Genomic DNA, 24,454 nt, shown 5'->3' with positions numbered 1-24,454 from the left:
GCGGTGTGCTGATCGTTTTGATGGTGGTGGTAGTGGCTCTCCTGGGTTGGGTGGGGTGGGCTTATTTCCTGCAGTCATCCATGTCCGCTGGAGTGATGGTTCCGGCACCGGTTTCTGTTGATAGTGAACAGCGCTCTCGTTCAGTGTCTGGAAAGAATTTTTGGGGTGCTTGGTTGGCCTTGTTGTCCGGGTGGGGACAAGGTTTTCGCTGCCTTTTGTCAGGTGTAACCCGATCCTCTGTTTTGTTAATCCTTACTCCTGTCGGGCTAGTGGTTCTGACGGCGTTGGTCGTGCTGTCTCAGCGGGACCGGGTGGTTGTGGCTCCCGCTCGAGCTCAGGCGAATTTGTATGAGGCCGCTGTTGGCAACGTGTTGCGGGAACAGAAATTAGCGCCTCCTGCCCCCCTGCCTCCTGCTGTTTTTGCCAATACGGAAAGCCGGTCTTTCACGGGGGCGGATCGGGACTGGTCAAAACTGGACCCGGTGTTCTCTCAGTTGGTGTTGCGGGTTATGGAGCGGCTTCGGCAACGAGGGGTGGAAGTCGTGTTGCTTGAAGGCTATCGCTCTCCTGAACGTCAGGAGGCCCTGGCTAATCAGGCCAATAAGGTGACGGACGCCCGGGCTTTTCAGAGCAAGCACCAGTTTGGTTTGGCGGTGGATTTGGCACCCTACCGGGACGGCCATTTGATTATTTCCGAAGCTGACCCGTGGGCGGCCAAGGTCTATGAGTTGTTGGGGCAGGAAGCGGAAGCGGTGGGGCTCACCTGGGGGGGGCATTGGAGCTTCCGTGATCTGGGGCATATCGAAGCCCCGGGATCAATTTCGAAAAATCTTAGAGCTGCGGCCATGGCGAAAGCCAAGTAGTTCCGCCGATTAATTCTGATTGAGGGAAGTTTGAGCATGATTCGGAAATTGCTGCACAACCAGAAAGCTGTCATGGCGGTGGTGTTTTTGGTGTTGATCGCCTTGATCTGGTTTGTTGGGCCCTGGTTGGGGTTGGCCTCTTCTGAAAGTCGCTTTGCCTGGATATTTGGGGTGATGTTGCTTTGGGTGGCAATCCTCCTGGTGGGAAAAGCGCTTTCGGAACGGGCCGCAGGTTTGCTGGAGAAAGTTCTTCGGCAGCAGGGGGATGATGCGGTGTTGGCAGCTTCTCCTGAAAAACGGGCGGAGGTAGCAGCCTTAAGAACCCGGTTACTCGATGCCATCGATGTATTGAAAAAATCCAACATCGGTAAAACCCGGGGCAAGGCGGCCCTATATGAACTTCCCTGGTACATGGTGATTGGTCACCCCTCTGCGGGGAAATCAAGTGCCATTGTGAATTCGGGACTGACCTTCCCTTTGGGAGACAAAGGGGCAGCCGGAATTCAAGGGATAGGCGGTACCCGTAATTGCGATTGGTTTTTTTCGTCGGAAGGTGTGTTGCTAGATACTGCTGGCCGATATTCGACCCAGCGGGAGGACCGTCAGGAATGGCTGGAGTTTCTCAAGTTGTTGCGCCATTACCGTCCCAAGGCTCCCCTGAATGGCATTGTTGTGGCCATTAGCCTGCCCGAGTTGGCGAAGTACAAGACTGAGGAGTTTACGAGCTACGCCCGGCAGGTGAGGGAGCGCATTAATGAAGTGGATGACGCCTTTGGCGTGAAGCTTCCGGTTTATCTGGTACTGACAAAACTGGATTTGTTGGGTGGATTTTCCCAGTTTTTTATGGGGTTGCCTGAAGACGAGCGGGGGCGGGTGTGGGGGGCGACGCTATCCCATGAGCAAGCGGGAGATTTTGATGCGGCTAGGGTGGTTGCCCAGCATTTCGATCTGTTATATCGGGGCTTGCTAGAGAGCGGCCATGCTCAGTTGGCGAATAATCGGGGGGCGTCGGGAAATGCGGCCCTGTTTGCCTTCCCCATTGAATTCCATGGGTTGAAAGACGGACTTTGTCACTTCATCAAGCTGCTATTTGAAGACGATCCTTACCACACCAAGCCCCTGCTTCGAGGTTTCTATTTCAGTAGTGCGTTGCAGGAAGGGATGCCGCGCATTGCTGCGGGTACCCGGGTGTCAGCCCAATTCGATCTATCCCGGGCCGGATTCGACGCCTCTCAAGTACCGTCGAGCCACAGCTATTTTCTTCGGGATTTATTCCGTCAGATCATTTTTGAGGACCAGTTTCTGGTAGGACGCCAAACTCGTCCCCAGGTTGGGAATGCCCGCTTGGTGGGAATTGTGGCGGGCTTGGTTGGGGTGGCTTCCTTGGTGGGTGTTTGGACCTGGTCCTTTATCGGTAACCAGAAACTGGAGGAGACAGCCCAAGGGGAGATGGCGACGGCTTTGTCTTTGAGCCGTAGCGCCAGTCTAGCGGATCAGCTGAAGGGCTTGTCTATCCTCCAACTGCGGATTGAGCAGCTGTACGGCTATCGTCAGAACGGTCACCCCTGGGGATTAGGCTTTGGCCTGTATCGGGGGGGGGAGGTGGAGAAAGCTCTACGGCTGCAGTACTTCGCTGGAATCCGTCGTTTGATGCTGCAGCCGATTACGGTGAATCTGGAGAAAAAGTTGCAGTCTCTGGATGAGGCGGGGATGGCGACCGGTGAACAACAACCCAGTCCAGCAAAATTAGCGGTTGCGGCGCTGGCTCAGAAATTTCCCGCAGGGATAGGAAGTAAGCCGAGAGACGCCAGGGAGGCTTTGGCCCGGTTGCAGCAAAAAGATGCGGGTCAGAGTGCTGGAGATGGGGCTACCTCAGCATCTATGGATCACTCCGGAGGCGATCAGAAACATCTGGAGGAAGCCTACAACGCCCTCAAAACCTATTTGATGTTGCACATGCGGGAGCGTTTGGAGGTCGGCCATCTTTCCGATCAACTGCCTCGCTATTGGCGTCCCTGGCTGGAGTCCCAAACGGGCAATCATCCTGATCCGGAAGTGACCCGCATGGCGGAACGCACCGTGGCATTTTTCCTCACTCAATTAAAAGAGCCGGATCTGCCGTTGATCGCAAATCGGCAAGATGTGGTGGAGAACGCCCGACATGTATTACGCGCCTCTCTCAAGCATATGTCTGCGAAGGAACAGGTCTATAACGAATTAAAGGCTCGGGCGAATACGCGTTATCCCGCGATGACGTTGGCCCGCTTGCTGAATAACAAAGATAGTGACTTGTTTTCAGCTAGTTATGCGGTGCCGGGATGTTTTACCCGGGAAGCGTGGGATAAGTATTTTCGTAATGCCATTGCCGAGGCGAGCCGTGGAGAGGTGAAGGGGGATGACTGGGTGCTGGCGTCGAGCCTGACGACCAATCTTGGTCAGGACGGGGATGCTCTGCGTAATCAAGCGGCATTGGAAGCCATGTATCGGGCTGATTACGCTGTGGAATGGAAGAAATTCCTTCAAGGGGTGGCAGTTAAGGACTTTACCGGCATGCAGGAAGCTCAGGCCGCATTGGGACGCCTGGGCGATGCCCAGAATTCCCCCTTGAAAGCCATTGTTACCCGGGTGGCCTATGAAACGGCTTGGGACAATCCCTCTGAGCTCGCTAAGCGTCTGGAGTCAGCGAAATCCTCCGTGTTGGAAAAAACCCAGGAGTTTATCCAAGGCGGTTCCGGCAATACCCAGGATTCCGCGGGGCGATACGGTGTTGTCGGTAGTCAGTTCGCTTTATTAGCAGGCCTGGCCGGCACCAAAGAAGCACCAGGTCCAATGCTGCAGCAGTACCTGCAACTCCTGGCAAAGCTGCGCATGCATCTGGCCAGCATTACAGCATCGGATGAGCCAGGGGCGGGGGCTAGGCAGCTGATGCAACAAACCCTGGCGGGTAGTGGTTCCGAACTGGCGGATGCTTTGCAACTGGTGGATGTGTCTATGTTGGGGAGTGCCGGTGAGGAAACGCGGAATTATTTGCGGCCTCTGTTGGTGCGCCCGTTGATCAACAGTTACGCGGCCCTAATTCCTCCTGCGGAAAATGAAATCAATAAAGCCTGGACTGCCCAAGTTTATGGGCCCTGGTCTTCCCTGGCGCGCAAATACCCTTTTGCTGATACGGGAAATGAGGCGTCGGTGGGGGAAATGGGCAAGTTCTTTAAGCCTGGAGAGGGCTTGCTGAGCAAATTTGTTTCCCAACAGATTGGTGCGTTGGCGACCCTGCGCGGCGATGTTCTGGTCCCCAGAACTTGGGCCAACTTGGGCATCCGCTTTAATCCGGCATTCCTGTCCGGGGCGGGAAAACTATTGGGGGCGAGTGGGGTATTCCAAGAAGGGGACGGCTCCAAGTTTGAATTACAGCCGGTTCCAACGCCGGGTATTAGTGAAATCGTGTTGGAAATTGATGGCCAAGTCATGCGTTATCGGAATGGTCCTCAAACCTGGACGACTTTTGCTTGGCCCAATCCCGCTGGTGGACAAGGGGCACGTTTACAGGTGGTATCCAATAGTGGGGCAACCACGGAGGTGGCGAATTATTCGGGACGCATGGGGCTAATGAGGCTTTTGTCCCTCGCGCGAACGACCGATAGAAGCGGTCAAGGTGGCCAGCTGCAATGGCGAGGCTCTGGCCGGGAGGACGGTGGCTTGATTCGCTTCAATTTCCACCCGGTTAGTGGATCCAATCCCCTGGCATTGGCAAGTCTTCGTCGTTTGGCGCTCCCGGCTAGCATCGTTCATTGAGAAAAAATATGGCACTTCCGTTTATGAGTCGTTCTTCCCCTGACACCTGTTCCTATGCGGTACTGGGCAAGCTCCCCAATCGCCCGGATTTCGTCCGATATAACGCGGTTCATCCCGTCATCCGGGAATTTGATGGTGTCGTACAAACCGCTCTGGAGCAGCTATCCGTGGATTTGGGGTGGGAGGCCTTGTATGACAGGGCGCCACGTACGGACTTCTACTACACGTCCGCCGACGGTCGCTGGGTGTTTTATGGGGGCTGGCAAGTGAGTCGGGATCAGTCCGGGCGACGTTATCCCTTCTGGGCGGGGTTAATACGGCCTGTGGAGGAATTGTCCTGGGACGCTCCTTTAGTACCCATTTCCCATGAGGTGTATTTCGATAGCCTGCATAGCCAAATTAGTAATGCCATCGAGAATTCAGTGGAAGCCGTTGCCTGCCGGGAGTTTCTTCAATCCCAAGGAGGAATGGAATCGAGAGGGGGCGCTGACAGGGATTTGGCACGGGGATTGGTGGGGCAGTTTTTGTCCGATCATACCGTGGCTGATTTGGAGTTGTTTTTATCCAGTGTAGGGATTCCGTCCTTGCATCAAGCCTTATTGAATATTGCCTTCTATTTGGCTTTCCTGCGCAATTACGATAATCCGGCATTAATCCAGGAAATTGCGCTGCCGTTACCTAAAGGCAAAGGGGAAGGAGCGCTATTTGCCAGTACTTGGCTAACAATCCTGTCCGCTCTCTGGGGCAAGACTCCATGGAGAGGTAGCTATTTTATCCATACAGGAACCGATACCCCGGGGTTGTCTGTCTCCTTTAGTCGGATGCCAATGAAATTGGGGTATGTCTTTGAGGGACTAGGAGGCCAGGGCAAAGAAAGCGCGTTGGATTTGGCTACAGAGAACGGGTTATGGAGAACCCATGCTGAATATGCTCAAACCGCGTTTGCGTTAAGCCGGGTGGTATCGGATCCCCAACAACCCCTATCTGTGGTTGTGGGTGTTGTTGAAGAAATCGGCGAAAAGCTTTCTGCCTAAAAGACAAAAAATTATTCATCAATAAAGAGGTGTGATTATGGGAAAAGAAAGTACTCAAAAAAAACTGTCAAGAGTGCGCCCGCCGCGGGTCCAGATTACCTATGATGTGGAGATTGGGGACGCTATCGAAACTAAGGAACTGCCGTTTGTGATGGGGGTTCTTGGAGATTATTCTGGGAATCCGGTAAAACCCTTGCCAAAAGTAAAAGATAGAAAGTTTGTTGCTATCGATCGGGACAATTTTGATGATGTGCTGAAAGGGATGGCGCCCCGATTTGCTGGCCGAGTCGAAAATAAACTGAAAAATGACGGGAGTCAGCTTTCTGTGGATTTGAATTTCTCCCAACTTGAAGATTTTGAGCCGCAAAACGTAATCAAACAAGTGGAGCCTTTGAAGAAGCTGCTGGAAGTGCGATCGAAGTTGGCTGATCTTCGCAATAAACTTATTGGCAATGACAAACTGGAAGAGTTATTGGATGACATTGTCCGGGATACGGAGAAACTTAATCAATTAAACGCCGGGCGTGAAGCTAATAAGGAGTAAGTCGATGAATGAAGCCGCTATACAGGATGAAAACTTGGCTGTTGCTGATGCGGGGGCGGTTACTCCAAGTCTTCTCGACAGCATTATTGACCAAAGTCGGGTAGCTGTTAGTGAAGGTGAGAAAGCCCATGCTCGGGACTTGATAGGGGAATTAGTGGATCAAGTCTTGGAAGGGGCCGTAACGGTATCTTCGGATTTGGCTGCTAGTATTGACCTGCGTATTTCGGAGCTGGATAAAATATTATCCGATCAAGTCAATTCAATTATGCATCATCCCGAGTTTCAACGTCTAGAAGCATCCTGGCGTGGCTTAAAGTATTTGGTAATGCAGAGTGAGACAAGTACCACTCTAAAAATTAAGGTATTTAATGCTAGTAAAAAAGATTTGGTTAAAGATTTAAAGGCTGCGCCAGAGTTTGATCAAAGCGCTCTGTTTAAAAAAGTGTATGAGGAGGAATACGGTACTTTTGGGGGGGCTCCTTATGCCGCGATGGTCGGTGATTATGAGTTTACCCGCCATCCGGAAGATTTTTATCTTCTCGATGAAATGTCCCATGTGGCGGCTTCTGCCCATGCCCCCTTTCTGACCGCAGCTGCTCCTGGATTGTTCGGGCTAGAAAGTTTTACGGATATAGGCAAGCCCCGGGACTTGGCAAAAATTTTTGATACTGTTGAATACGCCAAGTGGAAGTCATTCCGGGAGTCGGAAGATTCCCGTTATGTTGGAGTGGTATTGCCTCATGTTCTGGGCCGTCTCCCCTACGGCAGGGATACCGTACCTGTGGAGGAGTTTAATTTTGAAGAGGATACGGATGGTTCAGATCACAGTAAATATCTGTGGACCAATGCCGCCTATGCGTTTGCTTCCCGTCTGACCGATGCCTTCGCTAAATATGGTTGGCTTGCCGCTATTCGAGGGGTTGAGGGGGGAGGGCTAGTGGAAGGTTTGCCAACCCATACCTTTACTACCGATGACGGGGAAATTGCATTGAAATGTCCGACTGAGGTGGCTATTACTGATCGTACGGAAAAGCTACTTTCTGACTTGGGTTTTATTTCCCTGGTGCATTGTAAAAATACGGATTACGCCGCGTTTTTTGGGGGGCAATCTACCCAAAAAGCCAAGACCTATAATACTGACGCGGCAAATGCCAATGCTCGTCTTTCTACCCAATTACCTTATATATTCTCCGCCTCTCGTATCGCTCATTATATGAAGGCTATTATGCGAGATAAAATAGGTAGTTTTGCTTCCCGCCAGAATGTCCAGGATTATTTGAATACCTGGTTGGCCCAATATGTGCTGTTGGATGATTCTGCATCCCAAGAAGCCAAGGCCAAATACCCTCTGCGGGAGGCCCATGTGGACGTTGTAGAAGTGCCTGGTAAGCCCGGTGTTTATAAGGCGGCAGCTTTTCTTCGTCCCCATTTCCAGTTGGACGAACTCACCATCTCCTTGCGGTTGGTGGCTGAGTTGCCCAAGCCCGCTCGGTAACGAAGTTTGAGCATATTCAAATCATTTATTTAGGAGAGTCTTATGGCTTTTGATGCGTTCATCAAGATTGATGGCATTCCGGGGGAAAGTACGGACGATAAACATAAGGATTGGATCGAAATTACCCATTTCGCTCACAAAATGGAGCAACCGGCTTCCGCAACGGCGAGCTCTGCCGGCGGTGCAACGGCGGAACGGGTAAATCATTCCACCTTCGACATCGTTCACCTCTTGGATAAAGCTAGCCCGAAGATTTATGAGGCCTGTTGTACCGGCAAGCACATCAAAGATGTGAGTATCGAACTTTGCCGGGCTGGCGGTGATAAGCTGAAATATATGGAAGTCAAGCTGGAACAGGTTTTGGTATCCAAAGTGGAACCTCACGGTACCGCGGCGGAAGGATTCCCCAATGAGTTGGTGAGTTTTAGCTACGGTAAAATTACCTGGACCTATACCCAGCAAAAACGGGCGGATGGTGCTGGTGGCGGTAATGTGAATGCTGGCTGGGATTTGACTGCCAACAAGACTATTGCCTGATATTGGTGAAAAAAGGGAGGCATTTTGCCTCCCTTTTTTTGCGGCCTATAAATTTCAAAAATAGTAAAAACTTTGGTGTGAGATATCCGAGCTCCCATCTGGTGGATCTATGTTGAAAAAGATTTTTCTATTTCTTTTGTTGCTTGGTGTCTGGATATTTTGTTTGTGGTATGTGGTTGGTTTTGACTTGGGAGGGCATTCTCTTCTTGCTTTGGCTATGGCCCACCTTGGTCCGCCGGTAGGTGCATTCTCCTGCGGTTGGCTTATTTGGCGTGGCGTTTTGCGTAAGAAGCAGGAAACTGCCCAGCGTCAGGCAGAATTGGAGAGAGAGTCCGCACAAAAAGCAGTACAAGAGGCCGTAGCCAAACGTCGGCAGGAGTTGTCCGAAAGGCGGTTTGCCATTGATTGCCTTTCCGTTGCATTTGGGGGCTTGTGGGAAAGATCAGGCTCTGATGAGTCCGTTATCGAAGCCGTCAATGAACGGGTGAGCGTCGATAGGCTGGATCGTCCCCCATATTTCTTTGACGAGGACGAGGATAGGGATGCCCCGCCAGCGGAGGAATATTTAGAGGAAGTCATAGGCCAGACGCTTTCCAATATCTATGCCCAATGTCCTGGATCCGAGGCATTTCCGATTTTAGCGTTAGGGCCGGATTCCCTGCCGGAGGAAATGCTTGGCACCCTGATTCGTCGTGTGCAGGCCGTGGCTGAGGGTGAGTCGCCTTATGATATGGGGGAGGGAGGAGAGGATCACGCTTCACGCTTACTTCCACCCGTTTCTTGCCTGGGGGGAGAGGGGCGGGCGTTGATCGACTGCCTGATTGAGCGATTCCAGGGGCAGCCCGATCTGCCAGGGGTGGTGGTGGTAGGCTTTGATGCCCCTTGCTGTCGTACCCAACCTCAGCAATTTGATGCGGTGCCTCCGCCACCGTCTGCGCAGGATAAGTGGCTCGGACGACCCTCCCAAGGTGTAGTCGCCATGGTGTTTGCAAACACGGAGCTAAAAGGTTTGGTGGCGTCAGTAGAAGAAAATTTATCTGGCGAGGGAGAGATCGCGGACTGCTATACCCCTTTTTGGGAGCGGGGCGTTGCATTTTCTCAGAATCAAATTTTCCTCGCTCAGTTGCCGAGAGAGAGTCGCGGTTTCCTTTGTAACGTAAGGGCCTTGGCTCGCTTTCATAAGTCGTCGGAAGGGCGCTGGGAGGAGAAAAGCGGGCGCTCCAATCGCCTTGGAGAGGTGATGCGCTTAGCAATGGAAAGAGCCATGGTGAATGCAGCCCTATTGCCTGGAATGGAAGCTACGGCTGCTGAAGAAAACTCATCCGAAGACGAGCAGTATCAGTGTGAATGGTTAGTCCACAACGCGGGGGGGGTCGATGTCTGTGGCCCTCGGCTAGCTGCACTTGGGCTGGCGTTGCATGGATTTTCTCAGGAAATGAATCCCGTTGATGAGGCGACCAATTTCCCTGCGAAAGTTGGAAATCTGGGCGCGGTATTGCCTTTGGCGATGTTGGCTCAGGTGGCAAATAAGACGGAAGAGACTCAAGGCCCGTGTTGCTGGATTCGGTTTCGAGAAGATGCTGGCTTTTTCTTAGGCTTCGCTAACCCTGTGGGTGCCGCCAAGGAAGTCTAAATTGTTTGGGAGAGGCTCATGAAAGGCGTGATTCGTTTAGGAGACCCCACCAGCCATGGTGGGGTTGTGGTGAGTGCCGCAGGTAACTACACGATTATGGGAAAACCCGTTGCTCGAGTGGGGGATCAGGTCACCTGTCCCATAAAGGGGCATCCTATGGCCGTCATTGTGGAGGGTGACCCCAATTGGGTTATCGATGGACGGGCGGTAGCTCTGGAGGGGCATAAAACCAGTTGCGGAGCGACGTTGATTTCCACGTTGTCTGCTTTGGGAAGGGGGTAAGCATGGGCCAAGAAGATGTGTTGTCCAGACTTTTGATGCCTATCCCAGGAGAAAACCCTGGGGGCCAAGATATTTCCTACAGCCAGGAGTTTGATGAAATAAAAGAGGCGCGTCGGGCGGATGACCCGGCCTTGGCTCAAGGCGATTGGGAGCGAGAGCTCAAAACTTCCGATTGGAAGCGGGTTCGTCAGTTATGCGAAGTGTTGCTCGAAACCAAAAGCAAGGACATTCAGGTGGCCTGCTGGTATGGAGAAGCCCTGACCCATCTGGATGGTTTTTCTGGGCTGAGCCTCGGTGTGGCTGTTCTTAATGGGGTCGTGTCGGATTTCTGGGAGTTTTGTTATCCGGAACTGGATTTGTCAGATTTGGACGAGAGGGCGGGCAAGCTGGAGTGGTTTAACTCCCAGCTGCCTCTGGTTATCCGCGCCATCCCTCTCGTGGCCCGAGATGCGGGAGGCTATTCCTGGCGAGATTGGGAAGAGTCGCGGGAAGTGAATAACCTTGGCCTCAAAGACGCTGAGGCTATGAAAACAGCCGTAGCAGAGGGCAAACTGACGGGGGAAGTGTTTGATAAGGCAGCGGGAGCCTCAGGCCGAGCTTTCTATGAAGGTTTGCACAAAGAAATAAAGGAATCCCTGGAGCGCCTGTCAGAACTGGAAGGCAATGTGGATCGGTTGTTTGGATCGGAAAGCCCCAGCTTAAAGGATATTCGCCAGGCCTTAACAGACTGTCTAGGTTTGGTTACTCGGTTAGGTGGGGGCGTTGAGGGAGCGGAGCTTTGTAGTGGAGGCGAAGAGGGTTCTCCAGAAGAGGGAAGTTCCTCCAACCTGAGTGTCGCGCCCAAAAAAATTCTTTCGGCTTTGTTTGGCAGCAAGTCTGAAGAGTTGGGGACTGGTCGTGCGGGGCTGGATCGAGCCTCGGCCGTAAACCAGCTACGCCAGGTCGCCCAATATTTCCGCCAACACGAACCCCATAGCCCGGTCTCCTATTTGGTAGAGCGAGCGGCTAAATGGGCAGAAATGCCCCTGGACCAGTGGCTGGGAAGTGTAATCAAAGATGAGGGAACTCTTGGACAGTTGCGAGAGTTATTGGACCTCCGGAGAGATTAACTCGCTTGGTTACCGACGTGTTGCCCTTGAGCCCCTGAGGGGGACTACACGAGTTCAGTCTCTTGTGGCCCCGGGCTCCGGCGAGGTATAAGGAATGCACCTCAAATATCTACATCGAAAGGTGAGCGATGCGATCGGTATTGGTTGCGAATCCTAAAGGGGGGTGCGGGAAAACGACCTTGGCTACTAATGTGGCGGGGTACTTTGCCAACGAAGGAAAGTCCGTGACGTTGTGCGATCTGGACCGTCAACAGTCCGCGCTGCGTTGGCTGGCCTTTCGGGATGCGGGGGTGCCTGCGGTAACCGGGTATTTCGGCGGCAACCAGCTGCTCTATTCCCCGCCGAAGGATGCAGATTGGGTGGTGCTGGATGCCCCCGCTGGCCTTCAGGGCTTCAAGCTCTCGGAATATTTGCACAAAGCGGACAAAATCCTGGTCCCTGTTGTTCCCTCTGTGTTTGATATGGCGGCGACGGAGGATTTCCTTCACTCCTTACGCCGGGAATCGCCTGCTGCTCGGGAGCGGGTGGGTATCGTCGCCATGCGAGTGGCGCCCCGCACCAGGGCTGCCGCCATGTTGGAGGAGTTCCTGGCCCATTTTGATATCCCGATCGTGACTTACCTGCGCACCACCCAAAGCTATGTAAACGTGGCGGTTTCCGGGCTAAGTCTGTTCGATCCCCCAAGGGGTAAAAATAAGAAAGATATCGAACAGTGGGCGCCGCTCTTGCAATGGCTCAATGAATAGCCTATAGTTCGCCCCTCGTCGCAGCCGTCTGGCTCTTCTGCTTCCAGCTTTTAAAGCGAAAAGCAAAAAACAGGGGTTGCGAAGATGGGTTGTTCTGATATAATGATCAGCCTTCTCGGTCGCGGGGTGGAGCAGTCTGGCAGCTCGTCGGGCTCATAACCCGAAGGTCGTAGGTTCAAATCCTGCCCCCGCAACCAAATCAACAAAAATTAAATTTTTGTTGATTTTTTGAGAAAACAGCGTAAAATGCGCATCTTTCGTTGCTACGGCAGCGCTGCAAAAGAGCGGTAAGTAGTTGAATTTGCAGAGAGTTCTTTAAAAAGAAGACAACCGATAGGTGTGGGTGCTTGGTTGGATGTACTGACGTAAGTCAGGCAAAAGATTGAGCGCTTACACAGATGTAGTTCAAGGAAACTTGAATTCACATCCGTCAAGCGAGTTTTAAGCAGAGATTGAACTGAAGAGTTTGATCCTGGCTCAGATTGAACGCTGGCGGCATGCCTTACACATGCAAGTCGAACGGCAGCACGGGAGCTTGCTCCTGGTGGCGAGTGGCGAACGGGTGAGTAATGCATCGGAACGTATCCTGGAGTGGGGGATAACGTAGCGAAAGTTACGCTAATACCGCATATTCTGTGAGCAGGAAAGCGGGGGACCTTCGGGCCTCGCGCTCTTGGAGCGGCCGATGTCGGATTAGCTAGTTGGTGAGGTAAAGGCTCACCAAGGCGACGATCCGTAGCAGGTCTGAGAGGATGATCTGCCACACTGGAACTGAGACACGGTCCAGACTCCTACGGGAGGCAGCAGTGGGGAATTTTGGACAATGGGGGCAACCCTGATCCAGCCATGCCGCGTGAGTGAAGAAGGCCTTCGGGTTGTAAAGCTCTTTCGCGAGGGAAGAAATTGCACCGGATAATACCTGGTGTAGATGACGGTACCTTGATAAGAAGCACCGGCTAACTACGTGCCAGCAGCCGCGGTAATACGTAGGGTGCGAGCGTTAATCGGAATTACTGGGCGTAAAGCGTGCGCAGGCGGTTTCGTAAGACAGGCGTGAAATCCCCGGGCTTAACCTGGGAACTGCGCTTGTGACTGCGAGGCTAGAGTACGGCAGAGGGAGGTAGAATTCCACGTGTAGCAGTGAAATGCGTAGAGATGTGGAGGAATACCGATGGCGAAGGCAGCCTCCTGGGCCAGTACTGACGCTCATGCACGAAAGCGTGGGGAGCAAACAGGATTAGATACCCTGGTAGTCCACGCCCTAAACGATGTCAACTAGGTGTTGGTGGGGTTAAACCCATTAGTACCGCAGCTAACGCGTGAAGTTGACCGCCTGGGGAGTACGGCCGCAAGGTTAAAACTCAAAGGAATTGACGGGGACCCGCACAAGCGGTGGATGATGTGGATTAATTCGATGCAACGCGAAAAACCTTACCTACCCTTGACATGCCAGGAACTTTCCAGAGATGGATTGGTGCCCGAAAGGGAGCCTGGACACAGGTGCTGCATGGCTGTCGTCAGCTCGTGTCGTGAGATGTTGGGTTAAGTCCCGCAACGAGCGCAACCCTTGTCATTAATTGCCATCATTTAGTTGGGCACTTTAATGAGACTGCCGGTGACAAACCGGAGGAAGGTGGGGATGACGTCAAGTCCTCATGGCCCTTATGGGTAGGGCTTCACACGTCATACAATGGTCGGTACAAAGGGTTGCCAAGCCGCGAGGTGGAGCTAATCTCAGAAAGCCGATCGTAGTCCGGATTGCAGTCTGCAACTCGACTGCATGAAGTCGGAATCGCTAGTAATCGTGGATCAGCATGTCACGGTGAATACGTTCCCGGGTCTTGTACACACCGCCCGTCACACCATGGGAGTGGGTTCTACCAGAAGTAGTTAGCCTAACCGTAAGGAGGGCGATTACCACGGTAGGATTCATGACTGGGGTGAAGTCGTAACAAGGTAGCCGTATCGGAAGGTGCGGCTGGATCACCTCCTTTCTAGAGAAAGCATCCGCCAAGTATCCACAACCTATCGGTTGTCAATAAAGAGCAGCAAGGGGTAAGAAGCAAGGAGTGAGGAGTAACCGAAAGGTGCTGGCTCCTGGTCTTGCCGCTGGCCCCGACAAACAGGGTCAGTAGCTCAGTCGGTTAGAGCACCGTCTTGATAAGGCGGGGGTCGTTGGTTCGATTCCAACCTGACCCACCAACTTATCGGGGGCATAGCTCAGCTGGGAGAGCACCTGCTTTGCAAGCAGGGGGTCGTCGGTTCGATCCCGTCTGCCTCCACCAGGACTTAGAGATAAGCGCACGCAGTGCTCTTATCTCTGACCCTTGGTCAGAAAGCTTAAATGCTGTTCGTTCTTTAACAAATTGGAGAAAGATGTATCTGGTTGCCGACAACCGAAGACCAGATACAAGTTGTGATTGCATCGTATCGTGTTACAGCTAGCACGATACGCACAAACTGAGTTGCCTATAACGCCTCTTCGGAGGACTTAAAGTTATAGGATCAAGCGACTAAGTGCATGTGGTGGATGCCTTGGCGATCACAGGCGATGAAGGACGCGTAAGCCTGCGAAAAGCTCTGGGGAGCTGGCAATAAAGCTTTGATCCAGAGATATCCGAATGGGGAAACCCACTCCGCAAGGAGTATCCCATACTGAATACATAGGTATGGGAGGCGAACCCGGTGAACTGAAACATCTAAGTAGCCGGAGGAACAGAAATCAACCGAGATTCCCAAAGTAGTGGCGAGCGAACTGGGAACAGCCTGCAAGTTTTAGCTGAAGGGTTAGTGGAAGCATCTGGAAAGTTGCGCCGTAGTGGGTGATAGCCCCGTACGCGACAACCCTTTAGTGGAACTAAGCTTGCGACAAGTAGGGCGGGGCACGTGAAACCCTGTCTGAACATGGGGGGACCATCCTCCAAGGCTAAATACTCGTGATCGACCGATAGTGAACCAGTACCGTGAGGGAAAGGCGAAAAGAACCCCGGGAGGGGAGTGAAATAGATCCTGAAACCGCATGCATACAAACAGTGGGAGCCCCTTCGTGGGGTGACTGCGTACCTTTTGTATAATGGGTCAGCGACTTACGTTATGTTGCGAGCTTAACCGAATAGGGGAGGCGTAGGGAAACCGAGTCTGATAAGGGCGATTAGTAGCATGGCGTAGACCCGAAACCGGATGATCTATCCATGGCCAGGATGAAGGTGCGGTAACACGCACTGGAGGTCCGAACCCACTAACGTTGAAAAGTTAGGGGATGAGCTGTGGATAGGGGTGAAAGGCTAAACAAATCCGGAAATAGCTGGTTCTCTCCGAAAACTATTTAGGTAGTGCCTCAAGTATCACCCACGGGGGTAAAGCACTGTAATGGTTGAAGGGGTCATCGCGACTTACTTCGCCATAGCAAACTCTGAATACCGTGGAGTGCGAGCTTGGGAGACAGACATCGGGTGCTAACGTCCGGTGTCAAGAGGGAAACAACCCAGACCGCCGATTAAGGTCCCAAAGACATAGTTAAGTGGGAAACGAGGTGGGAAGGCTTAGACAGCCAGGAGGTTGGCTTAGAAGCAGCCACCCTTTAAAGAAAGCGTAATAGCTCACTGGTCGAGTCGTCCTGCGCGGAAGATGTAACGGGGCTCAAACTATGCACCGAAATCGCGGATATCTTTTAGATATGGTAGGAGAGCGTTCTGTAGGCCTGCGAAGGTGTCTCGTGAGGGATGCTGGAGGTATCAGAAGTGCGAATGCTGACATGAGTAGCGATAAAGCGGGTGAAAAGCCCGCTCGCCGAAAGCCCAAGGTTTCCTGCGCAACGTTCATCGGCGCAGGGTGAGTCGGCCCCTAAGGCGAGGCTGAGAAGCGTAGTCGATGGGAAACAGGTTAATATTCCTGTACCTCTTTGTAATGCGATGGGGGGACGGAGAAGGTTAGGTCAGCCGGGTGTTGGATGTCCCGGTTTAAGCGTGTAGGCGTGCTTTCTAGGCAAATCCGGAAAGCTTAGCTGAGGCGTGATGACGAGTGGTCTTTGACCGCGAAGTGATTGATACCAAGCTTCCAAGAAAAGCCTCTAAGCTTCAGTTACAAAGAGACCGTACCGCAAACCGACACAGGTGGGCAGGATGAGAATTCTAAGGCGCTTGAGAGAACTCAGGAGAAGGAACTCGGCAAATTAGCACCGTAACTTCGGGATAAGGTGCGCCCCGGTAGAGTGTAGATCCTCGCGATTGAAGCTCGATGGGGTTGCAGTGAAATGGTGGCTGCGACTGTTTAATAAAAACACAGCACTCTGCAAACACGAAAGTGGACGTATAGGGTGTGACGCCTGCCCGGTGCCGGAAGGTTAAGTGATGGGGTGCAAGCTCTTGATCGAAGCCCCGGTAAACGGCGGCCGTAACTATAACGGTCCTAAGGTAGCGAAATTCCTTGTCGGGTAAGTTCCGACCTGCACGAATGGCGTAACGATGGCCACACTGTCTCCTCCTGAGACTCAGCGAAATTGAAATGTTTGTGAAGATGCAATCTCCCCGCGGCTAGACGGAAAGACCCCATGAACCTTTACTGTAGCTTTGCATTGGACTGTGAACCGACCTGTGTAGGATAGGTGGGAGACTGTGAGACCAGGACGCTAGTTCTGGTGGAGTCAACCTTGAAATACCACCCTGGTTTGTTTGCGGTTCTAACCTTGGTCTGTGAATCCAGATCGGGGACCGTGCATGGTAGGCAGTTTGACTGGGGCGGTCTCCTCCCAAAGAGTAACGGAGGAGTACGAAGGTACGCTAGGTACGGTCGGACATCGTGCTAATAGTGCAATGGCATAAGCGTGCTTGACTGCGAGACCCACAAGTCGAGCAGGTGCGAAAGCAGGTCATAGTGATCCGGTGGTTCTGTATGGAAGGGCCATCGCTCAACGGATAAAAGGTACTCTGGGGATAACAGGCTGATACCGCCCAAGAGTTCATATCGACGGCGGTGTTTGGCACCTCGATGTCGGCTCATCTCATCCTGGGGCTGTAGCCGGTCCCAAGGGTATGGCTGTTCGCCATTTAAAGAGGTACGCGAGCTGGGTTTAAAACGTCGTGAGACAGTTTGGTCCCTATCTGCCGTGGGCGTTGGAAGTTTGAGAGGGGCTGCTCCTAGTACGAGAGGACCGGAGTGGACGAACCTCTGGTGTACCGGTTATGACGCCAGTCGTATCGCCGGGTAGCTAAGTTCGGAAGAGATAAACGCTGAAAGCATCTAAGCGTGAAACTCGCCTCAAGATGAGACTTCCCTGGGGATTCAATCCCCCTGTAGGGTCGTGGAAGACCACCACGTTGATAGGTCGGGTGTGGAAGCGCAGTAATGCGTTAAGCTAACCGATACTAATTGCCCGTGAGGCTTGATCCTATAACTTTAAGTAGCAACTCAGCTGCAATCACAACTCTTTCTCCTTTTTGCGTGCCCCGCCTAGCGGAGCACGGACAAGTTACGCTTGGCGGCCATAGCGCTCTGGACCCACCCCTTCCCATCCCGAACAGGACCGTGAAACGGAGTTGCGCCGATGATAGTGCATATCTCTTGTGCGAAAGTAGGTCACCGCCAGGCTCCTCCTCAAAAGCCCCTGCCATTCTCTTGGCGGGGGCTTTTACTTTTGTATCTCCCCCCACTCGTTTCTCCTCGCTTTACCTTCCTCCCTCTCCTTGTTTCCTTGCTGCCTAGGCTATCCGCTGTGGGCTTCCCGGCCTCCGACGGAGAAAACCCCTGCATCCCCTCTCTAGGCTTCCTTTCTCCCCGCCGCCAGCGCTTCCCGCCAACTCCTTCCCCCAGCCCCCCCCATAAAAAAACCCGGCTTCCGCCGGGTTCCATTTCTTCCTATTCCTTGGCTTACGCTTTCTTCGCCGTGCTCCGCGCTGCCTTCGCCGTCACGCTCCCCGCCGTTACCCCTCCCTCCGTTATCTCTGTGATCTGCTTGCTCAACTTCGTGAAGTTCTCGAAAGCCTGGGTGGAGGCTCCCATCAGGGTCTTCATGGCGGCCGCCATTACGTCGCCTCCCAACGGCGCCTTGGACGAAGACGTTTCAATCGCCGACGCCGCCCGCTGGGACAGGCTGTTGTAGTGCTCCTCCATGATCCCCGTGACGTCCTTCTGCGTCTCCGTGATTAACTCGTACAGCTTCCTCCATCCTGTTTATTGGTGTATTCCCCCGTTCCCCAGTATAATGGCCCTCGGCGGGTCTCCCCGCATTGCAGGGTAGTGAATCGGGTCAGGTCCGGAAGGAAGCAGCCACAGCTACTTACTGCAAGTGCCGGGGGTAAGGCTCGCCACTTTTGTTTTTACGGGCGGAATATCCGATTCCCCTTTTGTCGATGCGACTATGAGTTATCAGGTCTTGGCGCGGAAATGGCGCCCACGGAACTTTGCGAGTCTTGTGGGGCAGGAGCACGTTGTTAAGGCATTGACCCATGCGCTCGCGGAAAACCGACTACATCACGCCTATCTATTTACGGGCACCCGAGGGGTGGGAAAAACTACCCTGGCCCGCATTCTGGCGAAATCCCTGAATTGCGAAAAGGGCATTACCCCCGAGCCCTGCGGCGAATGTTCTGCCTGCAAGGAAATCGATAGCGGTCGCTTTGTGGATTTGCTGGAGGTGGATGCGGCCACCAATACCCGAGTCGATGAAATGCGCATGCTGCTGGAAAATGCGGTGTATGCGCCCACCCGTGGCCGGTTCAAGGTCTACGTCATTGACGAAGTCCATATGCTCTCCAATTCGGCTTTCAACGCCATGTTGAAGACCTTGGAAGAGCCCCCCGAACATGTGAAGTTTATTCTGGCCACCACGGACCCCCAGAAAATTCCCGTGACGGTTCTGTCTCGCTGCTTGCAGTTCAATCTGAAGCAGATGCCCATCAACGCCATTGTGGATCACCTAGCCTATATTCTGGGCCAGGAACAGATTCCGTTTGAGGGCGAGGGACTTTCTATGCTGGCCCGCTCTGCCAATGGCAGTATGCGGGATGCCCTTTCCCTATTGGATCAAGCCATTGCCTACGGCAGTGGTAAAGTGGAAAGCGCCCTAGTCCGGGAAATGCTGGGGACGGTGGATCGGGGCCATTTGACGGCGATTCTGAACCACGTTCTGGCGGGGGATGGGGAGGCGCTGGTTCGTGTGGCCGGTGATATGGCGGCCCAATCCCTCTCTTTCAACTCCGCCCTGGAAGAGTTGGCTGTTTTGGCAACCCAAATCCAGGTGGCCCAGTTGGCGCCGGGGGCTTTACCCCCGGATGCTCCTGACCGGGAAGTCTTGCAGGGATTGGCGGAGCGTTTCGATCCCGAAGGCTTGCAGTTGGCCTACCAGATATTGATTCAGGGACGTAAAGACCTGCCCTTGGCTCCAGATCCCTACAGCGGTTTTCTCGTCACCCTGCTGCGTTTGCTAACGTTTTCCCCTGCCAAAGGGCTGGGGGCGCCTCCCCCCGAGACTCCAGCAAAAAAAGCTTCGAGCGCTGAGCGCCCAGGTTCCCGCTCAACGCCTCCTGCCCAGGAACCTTCCCCCGCTCCCCAGACTAAGGCGGAGGTGGCCCCCGTGTCCGAGGCCTCTGGGGAACTGGAGGTGCCTAGCACCTGGGAAGGCCTGTTGCGTCAATTGGACATCGGCGGCATGGCCCGGGAGCTGGCCCAGAACTGTTTGTTGGAATCCCTGGTTGAAGGGGCGGTGAATTTACGTCTGGCCCAGGATAAATCCCATCTCCTTTTGAAGGCCTCTCAGGATAAACTCCGGGAAGCGCTCCAGGCCCGCTTGGGGCGGCCAGTGTCCTTACATATCCAGGTGGGGGACGTGGCAGGGGACACGCCGGCCATTAAAGCTTCCAAGGCCCGTAAAGCCAGGCTGGCCCAGGCTACCGAGGCCCTGGCCCAAGATTCTTTTGTTAACGCGGCGGTGCAGTTGCTGGACGCCACGTTGATTCAATCATCCATTAAACCCCTTTGAGGAGACCTTTATGATGAAGGGTGGAATTGCCGGGCTGATGAAACAAGCCCAGCAGATGCAGGAAAATATGCGCAAAGCCCAGGAAGAACTGAGCCTGCTGGAAGTGGAAGGTCAGGCCGGGGCTGGGATGGTCAAGGTGCAAATGACCTGCGCCCATGACGTCCGGCGGGTCAGCATTGATCCTTCCGTGATGGACGATAAGGAAATGCTGGAAGACCTGATTGCCGCAGCCGTTAATGATGCGGTGCGTCGGGGTGAAGAGCTGACCAAGGATAAAATGTCCGGCTTTACCTCCGGCCTGAATCTGCCCCCCGGGTTGAAGCTCCCCTTCTGATGATCGGTAACAGTCTGGACGGGCTGGTGGCCGCGTTGCGCTGCCTGCCCGGCGTCGGGCCAAAATCCGCCCAGCGCATGGCGTTTCATTTGCTGCAACAGGATCGGCAAGGGGCCCAGCGTTTGGTGGGGGCTTTGCAGGACGCCCTGCAGCGGCTGCGTCATTGTGCCCGGTGCAATACCCTGACCGAGCAGGAAGTCTGTGAGCGCTGTGCTTCCCCCAAGCGGGACGCCAGTCTGCTGTGTGTGGTGGAAACCCCGGTGGACATGAATATGGTGGAGCAGACCCTGGCTTATAACGGGCTTTACTATGTACTCATGGGCCGCCTTTCCCCCCTGGACGGCCTGGGGCCCAAGGATTTAGGCCTGGATCGCCTGCTTACCCGGGCGGACGACGGCACGGTTCAAGAAGTGATTCTTGCCACCAATTACACCAACGAAGGGGAGGCCACCGCCCACTATCTGGGGGAGCTGCTTAAGGCTCGGGGCCTTAAGGTTAGCCGTATTGCCCGGGGTGTGCCGGTGGGGGGCGAGTTGGAATTTGTGGACCCGGGTACCTTAGCCCAGGCCCTGCGGGACCGGCGGGACCCGGATAAAGCCTGATAAAAAGGGCCTTTGATCCTCGGGGCCGCCTTCCAGTTCCCGGAGCGATTCAAGTATAATCACAAAGTTTTATTCGGCTAATCGTCGGATAGTGTGCGGTTTGCCTTTCAAAAATTTTCTACGTTCTAAGTTTAGGGATCAGCGCTATGAGCAAAGAGAACAAAGTGGACTGCGGGAGGCGGCGCTTGCTGGTCGCTACTGCGGCCGTCGGTGGAGTGGGGGCAGTCGCCACCCTCGTGCCGTTCGTCTCCAGCATGCTGCCGTCCGAGCGTGCCAAGGCGGCTGGCGCTCCGGTGGAAGTGGATATTTCCAAGCTGGAGCCGGGCCAAATGATGACCGTGGAGTGGCGCGGCAAACCGGTGTGGATTATTAACCGCACCAAGGAAATGCTGGCGACCCTGCCCAAGCTGGATGGCGCAGTGTTGGACCCCAAGTCCGAAAAGCCCCAGCAACCGACCTACTGCACCAACGAACACCGGTCCATCAAGCCTGAATACCTGGTGGCCATCGGTATCTGCACCCACTTGGGCTGTTCTCCCGGTTCCAAGTTCAAGTCTGGTACGGAAGAAGGGATGCCCGGAGAATGGCTGGGTGGTTTCCTTTGCCCCTGCCACGGTTCCACCTTCGACTTGGCCGGTCGGGTTTTCAAGAGCAAACCCGCGCCGCTCAACTTGGAAGTCCCGCCCCACATGTATCTCTCTGATACCCGCCTGATGATTGGCGAAGACAAGAAGGGAGCGTAAGGAATGGCTGCCAATACCAACTTTGAAAAGTACAAGTCCGACGGCTCTAAGGCCGGCAACTTGCTCGAATGGGTGGATGCCCGTTTCCCGGCCACGGCCATGTGGCGTGGCCATCTGGCCGAATACTACGCACCGAAGAACTTCAACTTCTGGTACTTCTTCGGCTCCCTGGCCCTGCTGGTGCTGGTGATCCAGATCGTGACCGGTATTTTCCTGGTCATGCACTACAAGCCCGATGCTTCCCTGAACGCTGCCGGTGTGCCGGTGGCCTTCGCCAGCGTCGAGTACATTATGCGGGACGTGCCCTGGGGCTGGTTGATCCGCTACCTGCACTCCACCGGTGCTTCTTCCTTCTTCATCGTGGTCTATCTGCACATGTTCCGCGGTCTGCTCTACGGTTCCTACCGTAAGCCCCGGGAACTGATCTGGCTGTTCGGGATCGGGATTTTCCTGTGCTTGATGGGTGAAGCCTTCTTCGGCTACCTCCTGCCTTGGGGACAAATGTCCTTCTGGGGCGCCCAGGTGATCGTCAATCTGTTCTCCGCCATTCCCTTCGTTGGCCCGGACCTGTCCGTGTGGCTGCGGGGTGACTTCGTGGTGGGGGATGCGACTCTGAACCGCTTCTTCTCCTTCCACGTTATCGCCATGCCCCTGGTTCTCCTGGGTCTGGTGGTTGCCCACTTGCTGGCCCTCCACGAAGTGGGGTCCAACAACCCGGACGGTGTGGAAATCAAGAAGCACAAGGATGAACACGGTATTCCCCTGGACGGGATTCCGTTCCATCCCTACTACACGGTGAAGGATATCGTTGGCGTGGTGGTGTTCCTCTTCGTCTTCTCCTGCGTGGTGTTCTTCGCGCCGGAAGGCGGCGGTTACTTCCTGGAATCCAACAACTTCATTCCGGCCGATCCCATGAAGACTCCGCCCCACATCGCTCCGGTGTGGTACTTCACCCCCTTCTATTCCATCCTGCGGGCGGTGACCTACCCCCTGTTCGGTTTGGATGCCAAGTTCTGGGGTGTGGTGGCCATGGGCGCTTCCGTGGTGATCATCGCCTTCCTGCCCTGGTTGGATCGCAGCCCGGTGAAGTCCATCCGTTACCGCGGTCCTATCTACAAGACCTTCCTGGCCCTGTTTGTGGTGGCGTTTGTCATTCTCGGCTACCTGGGTACCCAACCGCCGTCTTTCTGGGGTGAAAAGATTTCCCAGATCTGCGGCGTTATCTACTTTGCCTTCTTCCTGACCATGCCCTGGTACTCGAAGGTGGACAAGTACAGCCCGGAACCCGAGCGGGTCACCCACTAAGCAAAGGACGAGAGAAATGAAAAAACTGCTCCTCGCACTGCTTTTCGCACCCTTGACGGTGCTGGCCAGTGGTGCCCCCCTGGAATTGGACAAGGCTCCTGACGTTTCCCACGATCAGGCCGCCCTGCAAAACGGTGCCAAGCTCTTCGTGAATTACTGCCTGAGCTGCCACGGCGCTTCCTCCATGCGTTACAACCGCCTCAAGGACATCGGTCTGACCGAGCAACAGATTAAGGACAATCTGATGTTCGCCGGCGAAAAAGTGGGTGACACCATGCGCGTCGGGATTCGTCCTGACGAAGCCAAGAAGTGGTTCGGTGCCACGCCTCCTGACCTGAGCGTTATCGCCCGGGCCAAGGAATCCGAGGCGGGTTCCGGCGCCGACTGGCTCTACACCTATCTGCGTTCTTTCTACCGGGACGACAACCGTCCGACCGGCTGGAACAACACCGTGTTTGAAAACGTCGGCATGCCCCACGTCCTGTGGGAACTCCAAGGCCAGCAAGTGCTGGACGTGGAAAAGGATGCCGCCGGTAACGAACATAAGCACCTGAAACTTGCAGTGCCCGGCAAGCTGTCCCCCGCCGAGTACGACAAGGAAGTGGCTGACCTGGTCGGCTACCTGGTGTTCATGAGCGAACCGGGCGCCAATTTCCGTAAGCAACTGGGCGTCGGCGTGCTGCTGTTCCTCGCCGTGCTGGGTGTTCTGGCTTACCTGCTGAAGCGGGAATACTGGAAAGACGTGCATTAACCCCGCCTGATCCAGGCAACGGCATCGTTTGCCGGGGGCTTTCCCCGGCGGCGGTGCCGATTCCATTTTGAGGTATTGACTATGATGAACCTCTACTCCGGGACCACTGACCCGTTTAGCCATCGCTGCCGCATCGTCCTGTACGAAAAGGGCATGGATTTCCAGGTCATCGACGTGGATCTCTTCAACAAACCGGAAGACATCGCCGTCATCAACCCTTACAACCGGGTGCCGGTCTTGGTGGAGCGGGAGCTCATTCTGTATGAACCGAATATCATCAACGAATACATTGATGAGCGCTTCCCCCATCCCCAGCTGATGCCGCCGGATCCCATTATGCGGGCCCGGGCGCGCCAGCTCCTGTCCACCATGGAACGGGAGATTTTCGTGCACATCGAAGCCCTGGAAAAGAACCAGAAGACGGCGGAGAAGGCGCGCACGGAAGTGAAAAACCGGCTCACCGAACTGGCGCCCATGTTCTCCAAGCAAAAGTTTATGCTGGGGGACGAATTTTCCATGCTGGACGTGGCCATCGCCCCCTTGCTGTGGCGCTTGGACCATTACAGCATTGAACTGCCCAAGAGCGCGGCGCCCTTGATGAAGTACGCGGAGCGCATTTTCAGCCGACAAGGGTTTATCGATGCTTTGACCCCGTCGGAAAAGGTCATGCGCAAGTAAGCAACCACGGGCGCTGCGGCGCCCTTTTTTC

18 protein-coding genes, 3 tRNA genes, 3 rRNA genes and 1 other RNA gene are annotated in these 24,454 nt (G+C 54.3%); 24 read left to right on the top strand and 1 reads right to left on the bottom strand.

What is annotated here, in order from left to right:
• Positions 1-5 precede the first annotated feature (5 nt).
• The 16 genes from Azoinq_RS02560 to rrf all read left to right on the top strand — a co-directional run bounded on the left by Azoinq_RS02560 (position 6) and on the right by rrf (position 17,621).
• A complete protein-coding gene (locus tag Azoinq_RS02560) occupies positions 6-863 on the top strand; it encodes a M15 family metallopeptidase (RefSeq protein WP_216126811.1) in 858 nt (285 codons plus the stop codon).
• Positions 864-899: 36 nt separating this feature from the next.
• Positions 900-4,655: a type VI secretion system membrane subunit TssM gene (gene tssM / locus Azoinq_RS02555; protein WP_216126812.1), complete on the top strand. Its 3,756-nt coding sequence runs from the start codon at positions 900-902 to the stop codon at positions 4,653-4,655.
• Between the two features lie 8 nt (positions 4,656-4,663).
• Positions 4,664-5,689: a type VI secretion system-associated protein TagF gene (gene tagF / locus Azoinq_RS02550; RefSeq protein ID WP_216178444.1), complete on the top strand. Its 1,026-nt coding sequence runs from the start codon at positions 4,664-4,666 to the stop codon at positions 5,687-5,689.
• 37 nt (positions 5,690-5,726) lie between these two features.
• On the top strand, positions 5,727-6,233 hold the full coding sequence (tssB, locus tag Azoinq_RS02545; RefSeq protein WP_216126822.1) for a type VI secretion system contractile sheath small subunit: 507 nt from the start codon (positions 5,727-5,729) through the stop codon (positions 6,231-6,233).
• 4 nt (positions 6,234-6,237) lie between these two features.
• Entirely contained in the window at positions 6,238-7,728 is a 1,491-nt protein-coding gene (gene tssC / locus Azoinq_RS02540; protein ID WP_216126823.1) for a type VI secretion system contractile sheath large subunit, read from the top strand.
• Between the two features lie 42 nt (positions 7,729-7,770).
• Positions 7,771-8,265: an Hcp family type VI secretion system effector gene (locus Azoinq_RS02535; protein WP_216126825.1), complete on the top strand. Its 495-nt coding sequence runs from the start codon at positions 7,771-7,773 to the stop codon at positions 8,263-8,265.
• 109 nt (positions 8,266-8,374) lie between these two features.
• The gene (locus tag Azoinq_RS02530) at positions 8,375-9,898 is read left to right on the top strand and encodes a DUF4355 domain-containing protein (protein WP_216126827.1); all 1,524 of its coding nucleotides are present in this window, start codon (positions 8,375-8,377) and stop codon (positions 9,896-9,898) included.
• 18 nt (positions 9,899-9,916) lie between these two features.
• Positions 9,917-10,180, top strand: a complete 264-nt coding sequence (locus Azoinq_RS02525; RefSeq protein WP_216126829.1) for a PAAR domain-containing protein — start codon at positions 9,917-9,919, stop codon at positions 10,178-10,180.
• A 2-nt stretch (positions 10,181-10,182) separates the two neighbouring features.
• The gene (gene tssA, locus Azoinq_RS02520) at positions 10,183-11,289 is read left to right on the top strand and encodes a type VI secretion system protein TssA (RefSeq protein ID WP_216126831.1); all 1,107 of its coding nucleotides are present in this window, start codon (positions 10,183-10,185) and stop codon (positions 11,287-11,289) included.
• 179 nt (positions 11,290-11,468) lie between these two features.
• Positions 11,469-12,035, top strand: coding sequence for a ParA family protein (locus Azoinq_RS02515; protein ID WP_232368539.1), 567 nt, complete (start codon positions 11,469-11,471; stop codon positions 12,033-12,035).
• A 120-nt stretch (positions 12,036-12,155) separates the two neighbouring features.
• Positions 12,156-12,232 (top strand) — tRNA-Met (locus Azoinq_RS02510).
• A gap of 257 nt (positions 12,233-12,489) precedes the next feature.
• Positions 12,490-14,029 (top strand): 16S ribosomal RNA (locus Azoinq_RS02505).
• 131 nt (positions 14,030-14,160) lie between these two features.
• Positions 14,161-14,237 (top strand) — tRNA-Ile (locus tag Azoinq_RS02500).
• A 7-nt stretch (positions 14,238-14,244) separates the two neighbouring features.
• Positions 14,245-14,320: transfer RNA gene (locus Azoinq_RS02495), tRNA-Ala, on the top strand.
• A 218-nt stretch (positions 14,321-14,538) separates the two neighbouring features.
• Positions 14,539-17,423: ribosomal RNA gene (locus Azoinq_RS02490) — 23S ribosomal RNA — on the top strand.
• 84 nt (positions 17,424-17,507) lie between these two features.
• Positions 17,508-17,621 (top strand): 5S ribosomal RNA (gene rrf, locus Azoinq_RS02485).
• The 16S, 23S and 5S rRNA genes sit together here with 3 tRNA genes alongside, the layout of an rRNA operon.
• A gap of 279 nt (positions 17,622-17,900) precedes the next feature.
• On the opposite strand, the gene Azoinq_RS02480 is transcribed toward rrf, so the two are convergent.
• Positions 17,901-18,143 carry a hypothetical protein gene (locus Azoinq_RS02480; RefSeq protein WP_216126836.1) on the bottom strand — a complete coding sequence of 81 codons (243 nt, stop codon included), beginning with the start codon at positions 18,141-18,143 and terminating at the stop codon, positions 17,901-17,903.
• A 100-nt stretch (positions 18,144-18,243) separates the two neighbouring features.
• Between Azoinq_RS02480 and ffs the strand changes: the two genes are divergently transcribed.
• The 8 genes from ffs to Azoinq_RS02440 all read left to right on the top strand — a co-directional run bounded on the left by ffs (position 18,244) and on the right by Azoinq_RS02440 (position 24,423).
• Positions 18,244-18,342: signal recognition particle sRNA small type (gene ffs / locus Azoinq_RS02475), an RNA gene on the top strand.
• A 48-nt stretch (positions 18,343-18,390) separates the two neighbouring features.
• Positions 18,391-20,010, top strand: coding sequence for a DNA polymerase III subunit gamma/tau (gene dnaX, locus Azoinq_RS02470; protein WP_216126839.1), 1,620 nt, complete (start codon positions 18,391-18,393; stop codon positions 20,008-20,010).
• A gap of 10 nt (positions 20,011-20,020) precedes the next feature.
• Positions 20,021-20,344: a YbaB/EbfC family nucleoid-associated protein gene (locus Azoinq_RS02465; RefSeq protein ID WP_216126842.1), complete on the top strand. Its 324-nt coding sequence runs from the start codon at positions 20,021-20,023 to the stop codon at positions 20,342-20,344.
• Positions 20,344-20,946: a recombination mediator RecR gene (gene recR / locus Azoinq_RS02460; RefSeq protein ID WP_216126845.1), complete on the top strand. Its 603-nt coding sequence runs from the start codon at positions 20,344-20,346 to the stop codon at positions 20,944-20,946. Before Azoinq_RS02465 ends, recR begins: the two co-directional genes overlap by 1 nt.
• Before the next feature lie 146 nt (positions 20,947-21,092).
• Positions 21,093-21,689, top strand: a complete 597-nt coding sequence (gene petA, locus Azoinq_RS02455) for a ubiquinol-cytochrome c reductase iron-sulfur subunit (protein WP_216126847.1) — start codon at positions 21,093-21,095, stop codon at positions 21,687-21,689.
• Between the two features lie 3 nt (positions 21,690-21,692).
• On the top strand, positions 21,693-22,994 hold the full coding sequence (locus tag Azoinq_RS02450) for a cytochrome b (RefSeq protein ID WP_216126849.1): 1,302 nt from the start codon (positions 21,693-21,695) through the stop codon (positions 22,992-22,994).
• A 16-nt stretch (positions 22,995-23,010) separates the two neighbouring features.
• The gene (locus Azoinq_RS02445; protein WP_216126851.1) at positions 23,011-23,745 is read left to right on the top strand and encodes a cytochrome c1; all 735 of its coding nucleotides are present in this window, start codon (positions 23,011-23,013) and stop codon (positions 23,743-23,745) included.
• 81 nt (positions 23,746-23,826) lie between these two features.
• The gene (locus Azoinq_RS02440; RefSeq protein ID WP_216126853.1) at positions 23,827-24,423 is read left to right on the top strand and encodes a glutathione S-transferase N-terminal domain-containing protein; all 597 of its coding nucleotides are present in this window, start codon (positions 23,827-23,829) and stop codon (positions 24,421-24,423) included.
• Positions 24,424-24,454 lie beyond the last annotated feature (31 nt).

Source organism: Azospira inquinata (genome assembly GCF_018905915.1).
Classification (GTDB): domain Bacteria; phylum Pseudomonadota; class Gammaproteobacteria; order Burkholderiales; family Rhodocyclaceae; genus Azospira; species Azospira inquinata.
The sequence above is the reverse complement of the archived record's forward strand: the minus strand, read 5'-3'. Positions and strand labels throughout refer to the sequence as shown.

Coding starts and splice junctions, on each gene's coding strand:
- tssM (WP_216126812.1), top strand. CDS start 900: ATGATTCGGAAATTGCTGCACAACCAGAAAGCTGTCATGGCGGTGGTG.
- tagF (WP_216178444.1), top strand. CDS start 4,664: ATGGCACTTCCGTTTATGAGTCGTTCTTCCCCTGACACCTGTTCCTAT.
- tssB (WP_216126822.1), top strand. CDS start 5,727: ATGGGAAAAGAAAGTACTCAAAAAAAACTGTCAAGAGTGCGCCCGCCG.
- tssC (WP_216126823.1), top strand. CDS start 6,238: ATGAATGAAGCCGCTATACAGGATGAAAACTTGGCTGTTGCTGATGCG.
- Azoinq_RS02535 (WP_216126825.1), top strand. CDS start 7,771: ATGGCTTTTGATGCGTTCATCAAGATTGATGGCATTCCGGGGGAAAGT.
- Azoinq_RS02530 (WP_216126827.1), top strand. CDS start 8,375: ATGTTGAAAAAGATTTTTCTATTTCTTTTGTTGCTTGGTGTCTGGATA.
- Azoinq_RS02525 (WP_216126829.1), top strand. CDS start 9,917: ATGAAAGGCGTGATTCGTTTAGGAGACCCCACCAGCCATGGTGGGGTT.
- tssA (WP_216126831.1), top strand. CDS start 10,183: ATGGGCCAAGAAGATGTGTTGTCCAGACTTTTGATGCCTATCCCAGGA.
- Azoinq_RS02480 (WP_216126836.1), bottom strand. CDS start 18,143: ATGGAGGAGCACTACAACAGCCTGTCCCAGCGGGCGGCGTCGGCGATT.
- dnaX (WP_216126839.1), top strand. CDS start 18,391: ATGAGTTATCAGGTCTTGGCGCGGAAATGGCGCCCACGGAACTTTGCG.
- Azoinq_RS02465 (WP_216126842.1), top strand. CDS start 20,021: ATGATGAAGGGTGGAATTGCCGGGCTGATGAAACAAGCCCAGCAGATG.
- recR (WP_216126845.1), top strand. CDS start 20,344: ATGATCGGTAACAGTCTGGACGGGCTGGTGGCCGCGTTGCGCTGCCTG.
- petA (WP_216126847.1), top strand. CDS start 21,093: ATGAGCAAAGAGAACAAAGTGGACTGCGGGAGGCGGCGCTTGCTGGTC.
- Azoinq_RS02450 (WP_216126849.1), top strand. CDS start 21,693: ATGGCTGCCAATACCAACTTTGAAAAGTACAAGTCCGACGGCTCTAAG.
- Azoinq_RS02445 (WP_216126851.1), top strand. CDS start 23,011: ATGAAAAAACTGCTCCTCGCACTGCTTTTCGCACCCTTGACGGTGCTG.
- Azoinq_RS02440 (WP_216126853.1), top strand. CDS start 23,827: ATGATGAACCTCTACTCCGGGACCACTGACCCGTTTAGCCATCGCTGC.